This is a genomic window from Paraburkholderia kirstenboschensis (assembly GCF_904848585.1).
Lineage (GTDB): Bacteria > Pseudomonadota > Gammaproteobacteria > Burkholderiales > Burkholderiaceae > Paraburkholderia > Paraburkholderia kirstenboschensis.
This window is the reverse complement of the sequence record NZ_CAJHCR010000004.1, coordinates 324,417-339,666: the sequence shown is the minus strand read 5'-3', so window position 1 is coordinate 339,666 and position 15,250 is coordinate 324,417. Positions and strand designations below refer to the sequence as shown.

The window sequence follows — 15,250 nt, the reverse complement described above, 5'->3', positions numbered from 1 at the left end:
CGAGGGGGCGCCGCCGCGACCGTCAGCGAGCGACGGCAGCAACCCGCGCAACCCCCGCAACCCTCGGCGATGTCAACGCCCGATGCCGAGTCGCGCCTTTGCGTCGTTGTATTCCTTCGACAGACGCTCGACCAGTTCGCTCACGCTCGGCACGTCGTCCATCAGGCCGACGCCCTGGCCTGCGCCCCAGATGTCTTTCCACGCCTTCGCCTTTTCGTTCGCGAAGTTCATCTTGGTTTTGTCCGATTCGGGCAGCGCCTCCGGATCGAGCCCGGCGTTGACGATGCTCTCGCGTATGTAATTGCCGTGCACACCCGTGAACAGATTCGTGTAGATGATGTCCGACGCGGTGGAATTGACGATAGCCTGTTTGTAGCTGTCCACCGCATGCGCTTCTCTTGTCGCAATGAAGCGCGTTCCCATGTACGCAAGGTCGGCGCCCATGGCTTGCGCGGCGAGAATCGAGCCGCCGTTCGCAATCGATCCGGACAGCACGATCGGGCCGTCGAAAATGCGCCGCACTTCGCCGACCAGCGCGAACGGTGAAGTAGTGCCCGCATGGCCGCCCGCGCCCGACGCAACCAGAATCAGACCGTCGACGCCCGCTTCCAGCGCCTTCTGCGCGTGCCGCAGGTTGATCACGTCATGCAGCACGATTCCGCCGTAGCTATGCACTGCATCGACAATCTCGCGCGCCGGCGCGCGCAGGCTCGTAATGAAGATCGGCACCTTGTGCTCGACGCACACCCGGACGTCATGTTCGAGCCGCGTATTCGATTGATGGACGATCTGGTTGACGGCAATCGGTCCGATCACCGAGCCGGGATTCGCCGCCTTATGTTCGGCGAGTTGCGCCTGCAGTTGCGTAAGCCATTCGTCGAGCAGTTCGGCGGGGCGCGCATTCAACGCGGGGAACGAACCGACGATGCCGGCCTTGCACTGCGCCAGCACGAGCTCGGGATAGCTGACAATGAACATCGGCGAGGCGACGACAGGCAACGCCAGATTTTGTAGAACGGCGGGCAATGCCATAGTGCAAGTCTCCTGATTGACCGACCGGTGCGCAAAGCGCCCGGCTATTGATGAGTGTAGCGGCATGCGGCTTGCACCGTGGCGAAGCTGACAGCCCGCGCACATGGCCGCTCGAACGTTTAAGAACGATCGTTCGATTATAGGCCAAGCGCATGCCTCGCGGTCGCCGGTTCGTTTAGAACGGTTGGAATGAGTGTTCGGGTTCTACGCTTGCGTGGGTTGTCCCACCCGGTGGGGACACATTGGGCTTCTACAATGCACTGACTTCTAACGACGAGAGACGCCGGCCATGGCCTTCGAGAATTTCACGCCCTTTCGCGTCGCCGCGGGCGATGCAGATATCTTCGGAGTGAAGGGCGGAGCGGGGCCGCCGCTTCTCCTGCTACACGGCCATCCGCAATCGCATCTGATCTGGGCGCGCTGCGCGGATCAACTGGCTCAGCACTTCACGGTCATTGCCACCGATCTTCGCGGCTATGGCGCATCCGGAAAGCCGCAGAGCGATGCCGCGCATGCGCCGTATTCGAAACGCACCATGGCCGCCGATCAGGTCGCAGTGATGCGGCACTTCGGGTTCGAGCGCTTTCTCGTCTGCGCGCATGACCGCGGCGCCCGCGTCGCGCATCGCATGGCGCTCGATCATGCGGACGCCGTCGAACGTCTGATGCTGCTCGACATTGCGCCGACACTAGCCATGTACGAAGCCACCGACCGCACCTTCGCCACGCATTACTTCCACTGGTTCTTCCTGATTCAGCCGGAGCCGCTGCCCGAAACGCTGATCGGCGCGAACCCGGCCGCTTATGTCGATGCGGTGATGGGAAGCCGTCACGCGGGTCTCGCGCCGTTCGACCCGGCCGCGCTCGACGCTTACCGCTTGGCGCTCGCGCAACCCGGTGCGGTGCATGCAATGTGCGAGGACTACCGCGCGTCGGCGAGTATCGACCTCGAGCACGACCGCGCGGACATCGAGCGCGGGCAGAAGATTGCCTGCCCGTTGCGCGTGTTGTGGGGCGACAAGGGCGTGATCGAAAAATGCTTCGACGCGCTGGACGAATGGCGTCACGTGGCGCGCGACGTGAGCGGCCGTTCGCTGTCTTGCGGCCACTACATACCCGAAGAGGCGCCTGACGAGCTGGTCGCCGAAATGCTGTCGTTCTTCGAAGCGCTCGAAAAGTAGCGTTGCTCGCTTAACCGAGCGGCGGCAGGCGCCGCGCGATGGGCGTCGATTTGACGATCGCGGTGCTGGTCTCCGCCCGCTCGGCTACCTTCGACAGAATCTCGTCGAGCTGCTCGATCGAATGCAGATAGAGGCGGCAGATGAAGCAATCGTCGCCCGTCACTTTGTCGCATTCCACAAACTCCGGAATTCGCCGGATCACTTCTTCCACCAGATGCAACTGGCCGGGCAAAGGCTTCACGCGCACGATGGCTTGCAGCGTAAAGCCTAACGCGCGCGGATCGAGCTGCACTGTGAAGCGCTCGATCACGCCTTGCGCTTCCAGGCGTCGAATGCGCTCGGCCGTGCTGGGCGCCGATAGTCCTACGAGGCGAGCAAGTTCGCTGACTGGCCGGCGCGCGTCTTCGGCGAGCGCGGCGAGGAGCGCGCGGTCGGTTTCGTCGAGCGTAGCAGGCGCGGGCTGTGCGAGGCGTTTTGTCATGACGGCCTTCGATTATTAGGTTTGATCGCAGTATCGCTTAAGTTTAGCCATGTATTCACGAGAGCGGATTATCTACACTGCTTGTCAGGCAGAATTCAATCGAGGATCGGATCATGGCTTCAAACGAAATCCGGCGCGGTGCGGCGGAGATGAGCATCGCAATGCTGATGTCGGGCACGATCGGCTGGCTGGTGGTGTCGTCGCAGCAGAGCCCGTTCAATGTGGTGTTTTTCCGTTGCATTTTCGGCGGCGCAACGCTCGCGCTGGTGTGCGCAGTGCTCGGTCTCTTCAGGCGCAAGCTGTTCTCGTGGAAGATGCTTGGGCTCGCGTTGCTCGGCGGCGCGGCGATCGTCGCGAACTGGGTGCTGCTGTTCGCCGCCTATTCGCGCGCGTCGATCTCGATGGCGACGGCCGTCTACAACACGCAACCTTTCATGCTGGTGGCGCTCGGCGCTCTCGTGTTTCGCGAGCGCATTAGCGCGTCGACGGTGGCATGGCTGCTGATCGCATTCGTCGGGCTCGTGTTTGTCGTCAAGGTCGAACCGGCGGTACTGGCGGTGCCGGGGCAATATCTCGTGGGTATCGCCTACGCGGTGGGCGCGGCTGCGATGTACGCGGCCTCCTCGATCATCACGAAGCGCCTGAAGGGCACGCCGCCGCATCTGATTGCACTGATCCAGGTGTTGCTCGGCGTGGTCATGCTGGCGCCGCTCGTGCGTTTCGACGCGCTGCCCGCCACCGGTGCGCAATGGATCGAGTTGATCGTGCTGGGCGTCGTGAACACGGGCCTCATGTACGTGTTGCTGTACGGTGCTATCCAGAAGCTGCCGACCTCCATGACCGGCGCGCTGTCATTCATTTATCCGGTGGTGGCGATCATCGTCGACCGGGTTGCTTTTGGTCAGGCGCTCGCGTGGATTCAGGTGCTGGGCGCGGTGCTGATCCTCGTTGCGGCTGCCGGCGTCAATCTCGGTTGGCGCATCGTGCCGCAAAGGCGCGTGCCGTCCGTCTGAGCGCCGCGCATCCGGTCAACGCGGCGAGCCGCAATGCTATGGATTGCAAAGCATATGCGCGAACGTTTGTTCATATCAGCGGACCAATCGTTCGTAAGGCTCGTCGCGGCTCGCGTCTGCTTTCGGGCCGCATGCGGGTGAGCAGCCGCCGTCAAACATCTGTAGGGAAATCACTGATGCGGTCAAAAATCGCGCGCGCGTATCATTCGACCAGACGCTGATCACGTCCGACAGAATTTCCGCCGCTCGCCTTTACGGGTCGAGCGGCTTTCTTTTTGTGGCGGCGTTTTTCCTTAGCCGGCCGGGGCCGGCGCTCTTGCCAACGCGCATGGGCCGGCGGCCAGTGCCCGGACACTCAATCGCTTCAAGCAACGTAGGTGCTCACGCCCTTTGCGCCGCGCGCGCGACGATCTGCTCGCCTTCCACCATGAGCGGTCCGTTTCCCGCAGCCAGTTCATCCACAATCGTTTTGACGAGTGCGGGCCATTCGCCACGCGGCTTCAGTATCGAAGCGGCCGCACGCATGACCGCCGCGTCGTCGAGCATTTGCAGCAGCGTCGTAAAGCTCATCGCGCGGACGTCGAGCAGCTTGAAGACGATCAGCACCTTGAGCGCGTTCCTGGCATTGCGTGCCGGGTCCGCGCGCAACCACGCCACGCGGGAGAAAGCCCGTTCCAGCGCCTGTCCGACGTTCGTGAACGGTGCGCCATGGCCGGGAATCACAAGGCGGACGTCGAGCTCGGCAATGGCTTCGAGCACCGCCTGCTCCTCCGCGAAGCCGCTTTCGCCTTCGAGCTCCGGAAAGATCACGCCGAAGCCGTTCTCCCACAGCGCGTCGGCGCTAATGAGTACCCGTTCGTCCGCGCAGTACAGCATCAGCGAATGCGGATCGTGACCGGGTGCGCCGAGCACCTGCCAGTCGAGCGCGCCGAGCCGCAGCGTCGCGCCCGGCTCGATTGTGCCTGTGAAGCCGAAGCGCTCGCAGGTCTGCCCGGTCGCGCGGAAGCTCAGACGCGCCTCGTCCCAGTCGCGCACGGCGCCCGCTTCGGAGGCGGGGATCAGCGTGCGGCACGGCCACGCCGATTGCAACAGCGCATTGCCGCCGCAATGGTCTGAATGTAGATGCGTGTTGACGACCAGATCGAGTGGCCGCTCGCCGAGCGCCTGCTGGACGAGGGCCAGGGTTTGGTGCGCATGCGTCGCGTAACCCGTGTCCACGATGGCGGCGCAGTCGTCGTCGACGAGCAGCACGTTGTTCGACGAAAGCCAGCCGCGCTCGAAGACGCGGATCGATGCAGGCAATGCGTTCATAGCGTGCCCATGCCCGAGCCGGCTCCTACGCTTGCGTTCACGGAAGCCTCGACTTTCGGCATCACGAGAATGGTCGACGTGCCGACCACTGCAACTTCACCACGCTGGTTCTTGACCGAGCCCTCCAGGTGCGTGAGGTCGCCGTTCAGGCTTGGCTTCCAGTAAGCGTCGCGCACGCGCCAGGTCATGGTGAGCGTGTCGCCTGCATGCGCGGCCTTTTTCAGCTTGATATCGAACTCGAGTCCGAGCGGCTGCGCGTAGGTTGAAAAATGCGTCGCGAGCAGCGCCATGAAGTGCGCGGTGGGCTGTGTGCCGGACGCAATGAGACCGCCGAAGCGGCTTTGCGCCGCATAGGCTTCGTCGTGATGCAGCGGGTTCATATCGTTGACGAGCGTAGCGAACGACTTCACCGAATCTGCCGACAACGTGAGCGTCGAGCTGAAAGTCTCACCGATGGTGACAACGCGCGGCGGCGCGTTCATGGCTGCACCTTTGCCTGGCTTGCGATCAACCCGGCGCGGCGGGCCTCCAGTGCCTCCCACACGGCGCGCTTCTCGTGGTCGTCGTAGATCGACCAGCCGGCGATTTCGTCGATGGTGCGCAGGCATCCTTCGCACCAGCCGGTCGACGCATCCATCCGGCACACGTTGATGCATGGCGACGGCACGCCGCCGGCCTGTGTTGCTTTGTCGATTACCGCTGTCATCGCGTCAGGCCGTCTCGCGCAGCGCTACGTCGACTACCGGCGCGCCCGTCAATGCAACCAGTTCCTGGGCGGTCAGATTGAACACCGCATGCGGATGTCCGGCGGCCGCCCACAGGCTGTCGAGCGCGAGGAGGTCTTCGTCGATCAGCGTGACCGGTTCGACCGCATGACCGACCGGACACACGCCGCCAATTGCATAGCCGGTTTTTTCGCGGACGAACTTCGCGTCGGCGCGGCCGATGTCGCCGACTTGCGCCGCCACTTTCTTTTCATCGACGCGATTCGCGCCGCTTGCTACCACCAGCACCGGCGCATCGTCTTCGCGACGGCGAAACAGAATCGACTTTGCGATCTGCGCGACCGAACAGCCAAGCCCGGCGGCGGCTTCGGCGGAAGTCTTGCCGGTCTCCGGCAGCATGACGATCCGGCCACTGTGACCGCGCTCGCGAAGCAGCAGTGCGACGCGGCGGGCCGAGTCCGGTAATGCGGTGAGGTCGTCTGATTCAAGAGAAGCATGGTCCGTCATCGTGTCAGGTCCTGATTGTCTGGTGTCCGGCAATGTCTTGAGCGAGGCGTCCGACCCAGGCTCAAACGCAGTTGGCCGCTGCTTCGCTGCGCGACTTCGCGAGCAGCGCCTTGCCGGCGCGCGAAACGTTCGGCCGGCCGATCGACGTGGAAATGAAATCGCCGATTGCCACGACTTGAGCAAGGTCGATGCCGGTCTCGATGCCGAGGCCGTTCATCAGATACAGCACGTCTTCGGTCGCGACGTTGCCAGTTGCGCCCTTCGCATACGGACAGCCGCCGAGCCCCGCCACCGACGCGTGATAGATTTCGATGCCTTCCTGCAGCGCCGCGTAGATGTTGGCAAGCGCCTGGCCGTACGTGTCGTGAAAGTGCCCGGACAGACGCTCGCGCGGAAACACCTGTGTCACCGCTTCGAAGACTTCGCGCGTGCGCTTCGGCGTGCCGACGCCGATCGTGTCGGCTATGTCGATTTCATCGCAGCCGAGCGCTGCAAAGCGTTGCACCACGTCGACTACCGACGCGACCGGCACCTCGCCTTGATACGGACAACCCAGCGCGCACGACACGCTGCCGCGAATGCGCAGGCCGTGCTGCTTGGCTGCCTGCGCGACCGGCGCGAATCGTTCGATACTTTCCGCGATGCTGCAGTTGATGTTCTTCTGCGAGAACGCTTCGCTCGCGGCACCGAAGATCACGATCTCGTCCGCGCGCGCGGCAAGCGCGCCTTCGAAGCCGCGCAGGTTAGGCGTGAGCACCGAATAGATGGTGCCGGGGCGGCGCTCGATGCCGGACATGACTTCCGCGCCGTCGGCCATCTGTGGCACCCATTTGGGCGACACGAACGACGCCGCTTCGACGTTGCGAAATCCCGCTGCGGAGAGCCGGTTGATCAATTCGATCTTGGTGGCGGTCGGGACAAACTCCTTCTCATTCTGAAGGCCGTCGCGCGGACCGACTTCGACGATTTTCACTTGCTGCGGTACAGCCATGATTGTCTCCCCATACACAGTAGTCGATCAGAGTTGGCGGTTCGGTACCTGCTCCCGCCCATGCAATTCGACGATGTCAGTATCCGCGTTCGATATCCACCACGCCGCCGACTGCTTCCCCACGCTCCAGCGCCAACATTTTTTCCGCGATCTGCTCGACGCTTTCTTCGCGCAACGTCAGCGCGGACATGTGCGGCGTAACGGTAATGCGCGGCTCCTGCCAGAACGGGTGATCGGCGGGTAGCGGTTCCTCGCGAAACACGTCGAGCGTGGCCGCGGCGAGTTGGCCGCTTGCTAGCGCGCCGAGCAGATCTGCTTCGACGAGATGCGCGCCGCGTGCAACGTTGATCAGATACGCGCCGCGTTCAAGCCGCGAAAACGTGCGCGCGCCGAGCACGTCGGCGGTATCCGGCGTATGCGGCAGCAGATTCACGAGTACCTTCACGCCGTCGAGAAACGCGTCGAACTGCGCCGCGCCAGCAAACGTAGTGATGCCTTCGACATGCCGCGCGCTACGGCTATAACCGCGCACCGGCATGCCGAACGCCGCGACCTTTTGCGCGACATGTGCGCCGAGCATGCCGAGTCCGAGCACACCCACCGTGAACGTCTCGCGCGGATGCGGATCGAGTACTTGCCAGCGCCGCTCGCGTTGCAGCGTCTGATATTCGTCGAAGCGCCGCAGATAGCGCAGCACCGCATGCGTTACGTACTCGGCCATTTGCGGCGCCATGCCGGTGTCTTCGAGGCGGATCAACTGAGCGTTGCCGGGCAACGTGCCGGGCTGATCGCGTTCGAGCGCGAGAATGGCGTCGACGCCTGCGCCGAGATTGAAGATCGCGCGCAGATCGCTGCGGCCGGCCAGCATCTCGCGCGGCGGGCGCCATACGACGGCGAAGTCGGCGGGCGCGGTGTCGCCGGGCTGCCATTCGCGCAGATCGGCCTCCGGCAGCGCGCGGGCGAAGTCGTGCAGCCAGGCGGCGGCTTCACCGTTCGGCATGTAAAAGAGAATTTTCATGCGACCTCGCCGTTGAATGCGCAATCGCGCCGCTTCGCACAAGAGGTGCGGCAGGATGGCTGCGAGGCTTCCGGCGGCTGCGGCGCAGCGCACGACGCTGGCGACATGAGGGCTCCTCCTTTTATGAATAGGCTTCATTCTACTTTTTCGGCGGCAATCCCGCGCGGTTGCGCACGACCGTGCGCGTCGCGGGCCTGTGCGCCGCCAGTTCCCGCCCTCCACTCCATAAACAAAGCACGAAAACTTGGTTCGTCCACGCGTCGCACGGCGGGACAATGGCTTCCCGGTTTCCCGTAGCGAGGGACAGACATGCTTTCATGCACCACATCGCCGTGGCCGCCGCGGCTCGTGACCGTTCCGGGCCTGCACGGCAGCGAGGGCGCACATTGGCAAAGCTGGCTGGAACGCCAGTTCGCGCGGTCGTTGCGCGTCGAGCAGGCCGACTGGGATGCACCGGACGTCGCAGGTTGGGCGAACTCGCTGCGCGAACTGCTCGCGCGTGAACGGGGGCCGTTCGTGCTCGCCGCGCATAGCTTCGGCTGCCTCGCGGCTGCGCACGCGTTGCAGCAGGCGTCGTATGCACATGAGGTAGTCGGCGTGCTGTTCGTCGCGCCCGCAAGCCCGCAAAAATTCGCTTTCGCCGGACCGTTCGAGGCGCGGCGTGTTGGCGTTCCGTCCATTCTGATCGGCAGCGAAACCGATCCGTGGATGCCGCTCGCCGGCGCCCGCGAACTCGCGCAGCGCTTTGGCAGCGCGTTCGTCAATCTGGGCGACGCAGGGCATATCAATACCGCAGCCGGGTTCGGCCCTTGGCCGAGGGCGAAGTATTTCATCGACACACTGGTGCACTGCGCGGCGCCGCTGCGCTTTCGCGACGAAGCGTTCGAGATTGGGCAGCACGCGCTGGTTTGATGCGCCGGTTGTTGACCATTTGTTCGGCAGACCTGTTCGGCTTCTGATCGTGCGCCGCTCGATGCCCGGCATGCGACGACTATCGCGCGGCCCGACTTCGGCCGCGGCGCGCGGAGGCGATCCGCTAGAATCCCGCTTCACGTTGCGCAATTGCGCGGCCACAAGTTTTTATCATCGATAGCGGGGACAACATGGCAGACAGGACGGGGACAACGCGCTGGCTGGCGGCGGGCTTCACGGCAATCGCGCTTGCGCTCGGCGGCGTGTCGGCTGGGCACGCGGAGACGTCGTTGATGAACGTGTCGTACGACGTGACGCGCGAGTTGTACAAGGACATCAATGCCGGCTTCATCGCCGCGTACAAGCAGAAGAGCGGCGAGAGCGTGTCGATCCGCCAGTCGCATGGCGCGTCGAGCGCGCAGGCGTTGTCGGTATTGCAGGGCTTGCAGGCAGACGTCGTGACGATGAACCAGCCGAACGACATCGACCTGCTCGCCGAAAAGGGCCAACTGGTCCCCGCCAACTGGCGTACGCGTCTGCCGGACGACAGCGCACCGTACACGACTACGATGGTGTTTCTCGTGCGCAAGGGCAATCCGAAGCACATCAAGGACTGGGACGATCTGGCCAAGCCCGGCGTGCAAGTGGTGATCGCGAATCCGAAGACTTCGGGCAACGGACGCTATACGTACCTGGCCGCATGGGGTTATCGCAAGCAGCATGGCGGCAGCGACGCACAGGCGCTCGACTTCGAAAAAGCGATCTTCAAGAATGTGCCGGTGCTCGACACGGGCGGCCGCGGTGCAACGACGACGTTCACGCAGCGCGGCATCGGCGATGTGCTGGTGACATTCGAAAACGAAGTCGCGCTGATGAACACCGGCGTGGGCGCGGGCAATTTCGAAGCGGTGTATCCGTCGGTGAGCCTGCTTGCCGCGCCGCCGGTGTCGATCGTCGACAAGGTGGTCGACAAGCGCGGCACGCGCAAGGAGGCGCAGGCTTACCTGGACTATCTATGGTCGCCGGCCGCGCAGGAGATCATCGCGCAACATCATCTGCGTCCGCGTGACAAGAACGTGCTCGCGAAGCACGCCGCCGAGTTCAAGCCGATCAAGACGTTCACCGTCGAAGAAATGTTCGGCAGCTGGCAGAAAGCGCAGCAAACACATTTCTCGGACGGCGGGACGTTCGATCAGATCATCGTCGACAAAAAGTAAACTGCCCGGCTGGAAATGAACAAGGCCGCTTCGAGATTGAAGCGGCCTTTTTATTGCGCGGCTTTTATAGCGCGCGGTCAGTGCGCTTAGTTCGTCGCGGCGTGTGCGGATTGCTCATGTTCACAACCATGCTCGCAGCCGCTTTTGTCGAGCGGCATGTGCTGCGCGGCTTCGGCGCGAATGCCGAGACGTTCGAGTAGCTTGCGGTCCGCTTCCGCTTGCGGATTGCTCGTGGTGAGCAACTGATCGCCGTAGAAAATCGAATTCGCACCGGCGAGGAAGCACATTGCCTGCAACGCTTCGTCCATCTGCTCACGACCGGCCGACAGGCGCACCATCGCGCGCGGCATGGTGATGCGCGCAATCGCGATCGTCCGAACGAATTCGAACGGATCGATCGATTCAGTGCCCGTCAGCGGCGTGCCTTCCACTTGCACCAGATTGTTGATCGGCACCGATTCGGGATACGGGTCCATGTTCGCCAGTTGCGCGATCAGTCCCGCACGTTCGCGGCGCGACTCGCCCAGTCCGACGATGCCGCCGCAGCACACGTTGATGCCGGCGTCGCGAACGCGTTCGAGCGTGTCGAGACGGTCCTGATATGTACGCGTCGAAATGATCTGGCCGTAGAACTCCGGCGACGTGTCCAGGTTGTGGTTGTAGTAGTCGAGGCCTGCTTCGCGCAGTTGCTGGGCCTGGTGCGTTTCGAGCATGCCGAGCGTCACGCAGGTTTCGAGACCCATCGCCTTCACGCCGCGAATCATGTCCTTGATCGGCTCGAGGTGGCGGTCTTTCGGATTGCGCCACGCGGCGCCCATGCAGAAGCGCGTCGCACCGTTTTCCTTGGCGACTTTCGCGGCGGCGAGCACTTCGTCGACCGGCATCAGCTTGTCGGCTTGCAGGCCGGTATCGTGATGCACCGACTGCGGGCAGTACGCGCAATCTTCTTCGCAGCCGCCGGTCTTGATCGAAAGGAGCGTCGACAGTTGTACGGTGTTCGCATCGAAATGCTCGCGATGCGTTTGCTGCGCGCGAAACATCAGGTCGTTGAACGGCAGTTCATACAACGCGACGATATCGGCAACGCGCCAGCGCGCGAGTTGCTTGCCCGCCGCATCGACATTGGCGTTGGCGTTGGCATTGTTGGCGGCGGCCGTTTCAGCAGGCGCGGTGGCGATGTTCAGTTGCGTCATGTGTTCAATCCTCATGAATGGATGTGTTGGTTGATTCAGCGCTGCGCGTGACGCAGCGTCTGCAATAGCAGGTCGATGTCGAGCTGATCAGCCGCGAGCTCCGGCGCGGCCGGGCGCAGATGCGGCACGATGCCGAGCAACGGCGCACCGTGTTCCCGCGCGAGATGCTCACGGATCGACGCGATGTTTTCGTCGGGGAAAGTCATGTCCGGATCGACGCGATTCGCTACCCAACCGGCGAGCGTGAGCCCGCGCGCGGCAATGGCCTCGGCGGTGAGCAACGCGTGGCTGATGCAGCCGAGGCGCATGCCGACCACCAGCACGACCGGCAGCTTCAGCGCGACGGCGAGATCGGCGGTGTCGTGCGTGGTGGTCAACGGCACGCGGAAACCACCGACACCTTCCACTACCACGACGTCCGCGCGCTGCAACGCCTGCGCATGGCAAGCGACGATATGGTCGATATCGAAGGTGACGTTCTCCAACGCGGCCGCGATATGCGGCGCCGCTGGCTCCTTCAGCAGATACGGCGTGCGCATCGCGGGCGGCAGCAGCACGTTTGAAGCGGCGTCGAGCTGATCCGCGTCTTCGTTATGCAGTTCGCCGTTCAGTTCGAACGCGCCAGCAGCGATCGGTTTCATCGCGGCGGCTTGCAGACCTTCGCGCACGAAGCCGCGCAACAGTGCGCAAGAGACGAACGTCTTGCCGATTTCAGTATCGGTGCCGGTGACGAACAGCGACAGTGCAGAGTTCGTGTTGCTCATGCGGCTTGCGCTCCTGCCTGTTGCAAGCCGGCTTCCAGCCGGTCGAGATCCGCATGCGAATGCGCGGCCGACAACGATATGCGCAAGCGCGATGTGCCGGTGGGCACGGTCGGCGGACGGATTGCGGGAACCCACAAACCGGTGCGGTCGAGCGAGGCCGCAATATCCAGCGTCGCCTCGTTCGCGCCGATCACGAGCGGCTGCACGGCGGTGTGCGAATCGACTGGAATCCACGGCGTGCTTTTGAGCATTGCGCGTGTGCGTTCGATCAATTTCCGCAGATGCGCGCGGCGTTCATCGCCTTCATCGCCGCCGATAATGCGCAGGCTCGCGGAAACCGCATGCGCCGCTGCGGGTACGGAAGCCGTGGTGAAAATATACGGACGCGCGCGCTGTACGAGCCATTCGATCACCGTCTCATGCGCGGCGACGAACGCGCCCGACACGCCCGCCGCCTTGCCGAGCGTGCCGATCGAAACCAGATTCGGCGAGCGCAACGCGGCGTCTGCGACGGCGCCGCGGCCTTGCGGACCGAGCACGCCGAAACCATGCGCGTCGTCGACGATCAGCCATGCGCCATGCTCTTCCGCGAGTTCAAGCAGACGCGGCAGCGGTGCGATATCGCCGTCCATGCTGAACACCGTGTCGGAGACGATCGCTTTGACATCCGCATCTGACGCGTCGAGCATCGCGCTCAGCGCTTCCATATCGCAGTGCGGATAGATCTGCACATCTGCCCGCGATAAACGGGCGCCGTCGATCAGCGACGCGTGATTCAGCGCGTCGGAGAAGAGCGTCGTGCCGCGGCCCGCGAGCGCGGTGAGCGTCGCGAGATTCGCCATATAGCCGGTGCTGAAATAGAGCGCGCGCGGTGTATCCACGAATCCGCCGACGAATTCGGCCAGGTCGTCTTCGAGTTGCGCGTGTGCGCGTGAGTGGCCGCCAAGCAGATGCGAACCGCCACTGCCCGCGCCATAGCGTTGCGCGCCTTCGGCAATGGCCGCGATGAGTTGCGGATGCGCGGCGAGCCCAAGATAGTCATTGCTCGCAAAGCCGATAATCTCGCGGCCGTCGACCGTCATGTGCGCGGCGCAGGGCGTGTCGGCCGTACGGCGTCGACGGCGCAGGCCGCGTTCGTCGATTTCCTTCAGCCCCTCTGAGAGTTTGTCGAGTAGATGCATTAGCGGACCTGCGCGAGCGTTGCTTCGAACGTTTCGCGAGTGCGCGAGGCGAGCAGCGCGAGTTCGTCGTCGTCGAGAATGTATGGAGGCATCAGATAAACCGTGGTCGAAATGGGGCGCAGCAGCAGTTCACGTTGCAACGCGTTTTCGAAGAAGCGGCGCGAGAATGTTTTGGCATGCTGAGGGTTTTCGATTGCCGCGTCGAAGGCGATGATGGTGCCGCATTGCCGTAGGTTGCGCACTTGTTCATGTTCTGCGAGCGGCGCGAGTGCGGCCATCAGCTTTGCGGACTTTTGCGCGTTGGCCGCGAGCACGTTGTCGGTCGCGAACAGATCGAGCGTGGCGAGTGCCGCGCGGCACGCGAGCGGGTTGCCGGTGTACGAATGCGAGTGCAGGAAGCCGCGAGCGGTGTCGTCGTGATAGAAGGCTTCGAAGATTTCGTCGCGCGAAAGCACGATGGAAAGCGGCAGATAGCCACCGCTTATACCTTTGGAGAGGCACAGAAAGTCCGGCCAGATGCCAGCCTGTTCGCACGCGAAAAAGGTGCCCGTGCGTCCGCAGCCAACGGCGATTTCATCGGCGATCAGATGCACGCCGTATTGATCGCACAGCGCGCGTAAGCCGGCGATATACGAAGCGTCATGCATGGCCATGCCAGCCGCGCACTGCACGAGCGGCTCGACGATCAACGCGGCGATCTTCGTGGCACGGGCTTCGAAGAGCGCGCGTACGGGGTCGAGCGCGCGACGTGCGACGTCCGCTGCCGTTTCGCCGGGTTTCGCGAGACGTGCGTCGGGTGATGCGACGACGTGCGCGTTGCGGATCAGCGGGTCGTAGGCGTCCTTGAACAGCGCGACGTCGGTGACGCCGAGCGCGCCGATGGTCTCGCCGTGATAGCTGTTCGCGATGCAGACGAATTCCTGCTTGTCGGCGAAACCGCGGTTGCGCCACGAGTGGAAGCTCATCTTGAGCGCGATTTCGACTGCCGATGCACCGTCCGACGCGAAGAATGCGTGACCCAACGTGCCGTGGGTGAGCGCACCGAGGCGCTCCGCGAGTTCGATGGCGGGTTCATGCGTGCAACCGGCGAGCATGGCGTGCTCGAGCGTATCGAGTTGATCCTTGAGCGCCGCGTTGATGCGCGGGTTCGCGTGGCCGAACAGATTGACCCACCAGGAGCTGATTGCATCCAGATACCGATGGCCGGCGCGGTCGTAGAGCCACGCGCCTTGACCGCGCGCGACGGGCACGAGCGGCAGGCGCTCGTGGTGCTTCATCTGCGTGCAGGGATGCCAGACCGCGCGCAGGCTGCGGGCGATCCAGTCTTCAGTCGATGTTGGCGATGTTGCTGAATTTTCCAAGAGGTACTCCGAGGTGCTTTTTTGCCGCTGCGGTTTGGTTTTTGTATGTTTTTTGGGGCGCGGCGCGTGGTCATTTTTTGCGCTGCGCGCGGCCCTCCCGGCTAGCGTGCGGGGTCGAGATTAGCGGTTTATTTCGGGCTTTGCACTAGGGGTGGGACGGTGCGTTTTGGCTGAGGCTTTGGGGTTCGGCGGGGTTCGCGGCAGGTGGTTTGGGTTTGGGTCTGAAGGTCGCTTTTGCGGGGAGTTGGCGACGGAAAAGTAATTGGAGTGTTAGGGCGGGAAGATGGGCGCGGGGCGGTTGGAGGGACTGGAGCGTGCCCGTTTTGGTCTTGTGGCGCGGGCGGTTGGCCGGCTAAGCGGGCAA

General features: G+C 63.5%; 16 protein-coding genes. 4 read left to right on the top strand and 12 right to left on the bottom strand.

The annotated features are described in order from the left end of the window. Positions 1-72: 72 nt before the first annotated feature. On the bottom strand, positions 73-1,032 hold the full coding sequence (locus JMY24_RS14370) for an NAD(P)H-dependent flavin oxidoreductase (protein WP_128588460.1): 960 nt from the start codon (positions 1,030-1,032) through the stop codon (positions 73-75). A 289-nt stretch (positions 1,033-1,321) separates the two neighbouring features. On the opposite strand from JMY24_RS14370, the gene JMY24_RS14365 reads away from it, so the two are divergent. Beyond that, entirely contained in the window at positions 1,322-2,212 is an 891-nt protein-coding gene (locus tag JMY24_RS14365) for an alpha/beta fold hydrolase (protein WP_128594141.1), read from the top strand. 10 nt (positions 2,213-2,222) lie between these two features. Here JMY24_RS14365 and JMY24_RS14360 read toward each other — a convergent pair whose 3' ends face one another. Beyond that, positions 2,223-2,693: an Lrp/AsnC family transcriptional regulator gene (locus tag JMY24_RS14360; RefSeq protein WP_128594142.1), complete on the bottom strand. Its 471-nt coding sequence runs from the start codon at positions 2,691-2,693 to the stop codon at positions 2,223-2,225. A gap of 113 nt (positions 2,694-2,806) precedes the next feature. Between JMY24_RS14360 and JMY24_RS14355 the strand changes: the two genes are divergently transcribed. After that, positions 2,807-3,706: a DMT family transporter gene (locus JMY24_RS14355; RefSeq protein WP_201702279.1), complete on the top strand. Its 900-nt coding sequence runs from the start codon at positions 2,807-2,809 to the stop codon at positions 3,704-3,706. 381 nt (positions 3,707-4,087) lie between these two features. On the opposite strand, the gene JMY24_RS14350 is transcribed toward JMY24_RS14355, so the two are convergent. The 6 genes from JMY24_RS14350 to JMY24_RS14325 all read right to left on the bottom strand — a co-directional run bounded on the left by JMY24_RS14350 (position 4,088) and on the right by JMY24_RS14325 (position 8,258). Beyond that, entirely contained in the window at positions 4,088-5,017 is a 930-nt protein-coding gene (locus JMY24_RS14350; RefSeq protein ID WP_128594143.1) for an MBL fold metallo-hydrolase, read from the bottom strand. Then, complete coding sequence (locus JMY24_RS14345; protein ID WP_128594144.1) at positions 5,014-5,499, bottom strand: MaoC family dehydratase; 486 nt, start codon at positions 5,497-5,499, stop codon at positions 5,014-5,016. The genes JMY24_RS14350 and JMY24_RS14345 overlap by 4 nt, the downstream gene beginning before the upstream one ends. Further along, complete coding sequence (locus JMY24_RS14340; RefSeq protein ID WP_128594145.1) at positions 5,496-5,723, bottom strand: DUF1289 domain-containing protein; 228 nt, start codon at positions 5,721-5,723, stop codon at positions 5,496-5,498. The genes JMY24_RS14345 and JMY24_RS14340 overlap by 4 nt, the downstream gene beginning before the upstream one ends. Before the next feature lie 4 nt (positions 5,724-5,727). Further along, a complete protein-coding gene (locus JMY24_RS14335) occupies positions 5,728-6,249 on the bottom strand; it encodes a YbaK/EbsC family protein (RefSeq protein ID WP_128588447.1) in 522 nt (173 codons plus the stop codon). Positions 6,250-6,310: 61 nt separating this feature from the next. After that, positions 6,311-7,240 (bottom strand): hydroxymethylglutaryl-CoA lyase, encoded by a 930-nt coding sequence (locus JMY24_RS14330; RefSeq protein ID WP_128594146.1) that lies wholly within the window; start codon positions 7,238-7,240, stop codon positions 6,311-6,313. A gap of 76 nt (positions 7,241-7,316) precedes the next feature. Beyond that, positions 7,317-8,258, bottom strand: coding sequence for a 2-hydroxyacid dehydrogenase (locus JMY24_RS14325; protein WP_128594147.1), 942 nt, complete (start codon positions 8,256-8,258; stop codon positions 7,317-7,319). Positions 8,259-8,567: 309 nt separating this feature from the next. Here JMY24_RS14325 and JMY24_RS14320 point away from each other — a divergent pair, with 309 nt between their 5' ends. Both JMY24_RS14320 and JMY24_RS14315 read left to right on the top strand, forming a co-directional pair. Further along, positions 8,568-9,170 carry an RBBP9/YdeN family alpha/beta hydrolase gene (locus JMY24_RS14320; RefSeq protein WP_128594148.1) on the top strand — a complete coding sequence of 201 codons (603 nt, stop codon included), beginning with the start codon at positions 8,568-8,570 and terminating at the stop codon, positions 9,168-9,170. Positions 9,171-9,361: 191 nt separating this feature from the next. Continuing rightward, entirely contained in the window at positions 9,362-10,387 is a 1,026-nt protein-coding gene (locus tag JMY24_RS14315; protein WP_128594149.1) for a sulfate ABC transporter substrate-binding protein, read from the top strand. Between the two features lie 86 nt (positions 10,388-10,473). Here JMY24_RS14315 and bioB read toward each other — a convergent pair whose 3' ends face one another. The 4 genes from bioB to bioA are packed head-to-tail and all read right to left on the bottom strand — an operon-like array spanning position 10,474 to position 14,886. Then, positions 10,474-11,580, bottom strand: a complete 1,107-nt coding sequence (bioB, locus tag JMY24_RS14310; protein ID WP_128594150.1) for a biotin synthase BioB — start codon at positions 11,578-11,580, stop codon at positions 10,474-10,476. A gap of 35 nt (positions 11,581-11,615) precedes the next feature. Then, positions 11,616-12,344 (bottom strand): dethiobiotin synthase, encoded by a 729-nt coding sequence (gene bioD / locus JMY24_RS14305; RefSeq protein ID WP_128594151.1) that lies wholly within the window; start codon positions 12,342-12,344, stop codon positions 11,616-11,618. Then, positions 12,341-13,525 (bottom strand): 8-amino-7-oxononanoate synthase, encoded by a 1,185-nt coding sequence (gene bioF / locus JMY24_RS14300; protein ID WP_128594152.1) that lies wholly within the window; start codon positions 13,523-13,525, stop codon positions 12,341-12,343. Before bioF ends, bioD begins: the two co-directional genes overlap by 4 nt. Continuing rightward, positions 13,525-14,886, bottom strand: coding sequence for an adenosylmethionine--8-amino-7-oxononanoate transaminase (gene bioA, locus JMY24_RS14295; protein WP_128594153.1), 1,362 nt, complete (start codon positions 14,884-14,886; stop codon positions 13,525-13,527). Before bioA ends, bioF begins: the two co-directional genes overlap by 1 nt. Positions 14,887-15,250 lie beyond the last annotated feature (364 nt).

Excerpts from the sequence above, each read along its gene's own strand:
- JMY24_RS14370 (WP_128588460.1), bottom strand. The coding sequence starts at position 1,032 with ATGGCATTGCCCGCCGTTCTACAAAATCTGGCGTTGCCTGTCGTCGCC.
- JMY24_RS14365 (WP_128594141.1), top strand. The coding sequence starts at position 1,322 with ATGGCCTTCGAGAATTTCACGCCCTTTCGCGTCGCCGCGGGCGATGCA.
- JMY24_RS14360 (WP_128594142.1), bottom strand. The coding sequence starts at position 2,693 with ATGACAAAACGCCTCGCACAGCCCGCGCCTGCTACGCTCGACGAAACC.
- JMY24_RS14355 (WP_201702279.1), top strand. The coding sequence starts at position 2,807 with ATGGCTTCAAACGAAATCCGGCGCGGTGCGGCGGAGATGAGCATCGCA.
- JMY24_RS14350 (WP_128594143.1), bottom strand. The coding sequence starts at position 5,017 with ATGAACGCATTGCCTGCATCGATCCGCGTCTTCGAGCGCGGCTGGCTT.
- JMY24_RS14345 (WP_128594144.1), bottom strand. The coding sequence starts at position 5,499 with ATGAACGCGCCGCCGCGCGTTGTCACCATCGGTGAGACTTTCAGCTCG.
- JMY24_RS14340 (WP_128594145.1), bottom strand. The coding sequence starts at position 5,723 with ATGACAGCGGTAATCGACAAAGCAACACAGGCCGGCGGCGTGCCGTCG.
- JMY24_RS14335 (WP_128588447.1), bottom strand. The coding sequence starts at position 6,249 with ATGACGGACCATGCTTCTCTTGAATCAGACGACCTCACCGCATTACCG.
- JMY24_RS14330 (WP_128594146.1), bottom strand. The coding sequence starts at position 7,240 with ATGGCTGTACCGCAGCAAGTGAAAATCGTCGAAGTCGGTCCGCGCGAC.
- JMY24_RS14325 (WP_128594147.1), bottom strand. The coding sequence starts at position 8,258 with ATGAAAATTCTCTTTTACATGCCGAACGGTGAAGCCGCCGCCTGGCTG.
- JMY24_RS14320 (WP_128594148.1), top strand. The coding sequence starts at position 8,568 with ATGCTTTCATGCACCACATCGCCGTGGCCGCCGCGGCTCGTGACCGTT.
- JMY24_RS14315 (WP_128594149.1), top strand. The coding sequence starts at position 9,362 with ATGGCAGACAGGACGGGGACAACGCGCTGGCTGGCGGCGGGCTTCACG.
- bioB (WP_128594150.1), bottom strand. The coding sequence starts at position 11,580 with ATGACGCAACTGAACATCGCCACCGCGCCTGCTGAAACGGCCGCCGCC.
- bioD (WP_128594151.1), bottom strand. The coding sequence starts at position 12,344 with ATGAGCAACACGAACTCTGCACTGTCGCTGTTCGTCACCGGCACCGAT.
- bioF (WP_128594152.1), bottom strand. The coding sequence starts at position 13,525 with ATGCATCTACTCGACAAACTCTCAGAGGGGCTGAAGGAAATCGACGAA.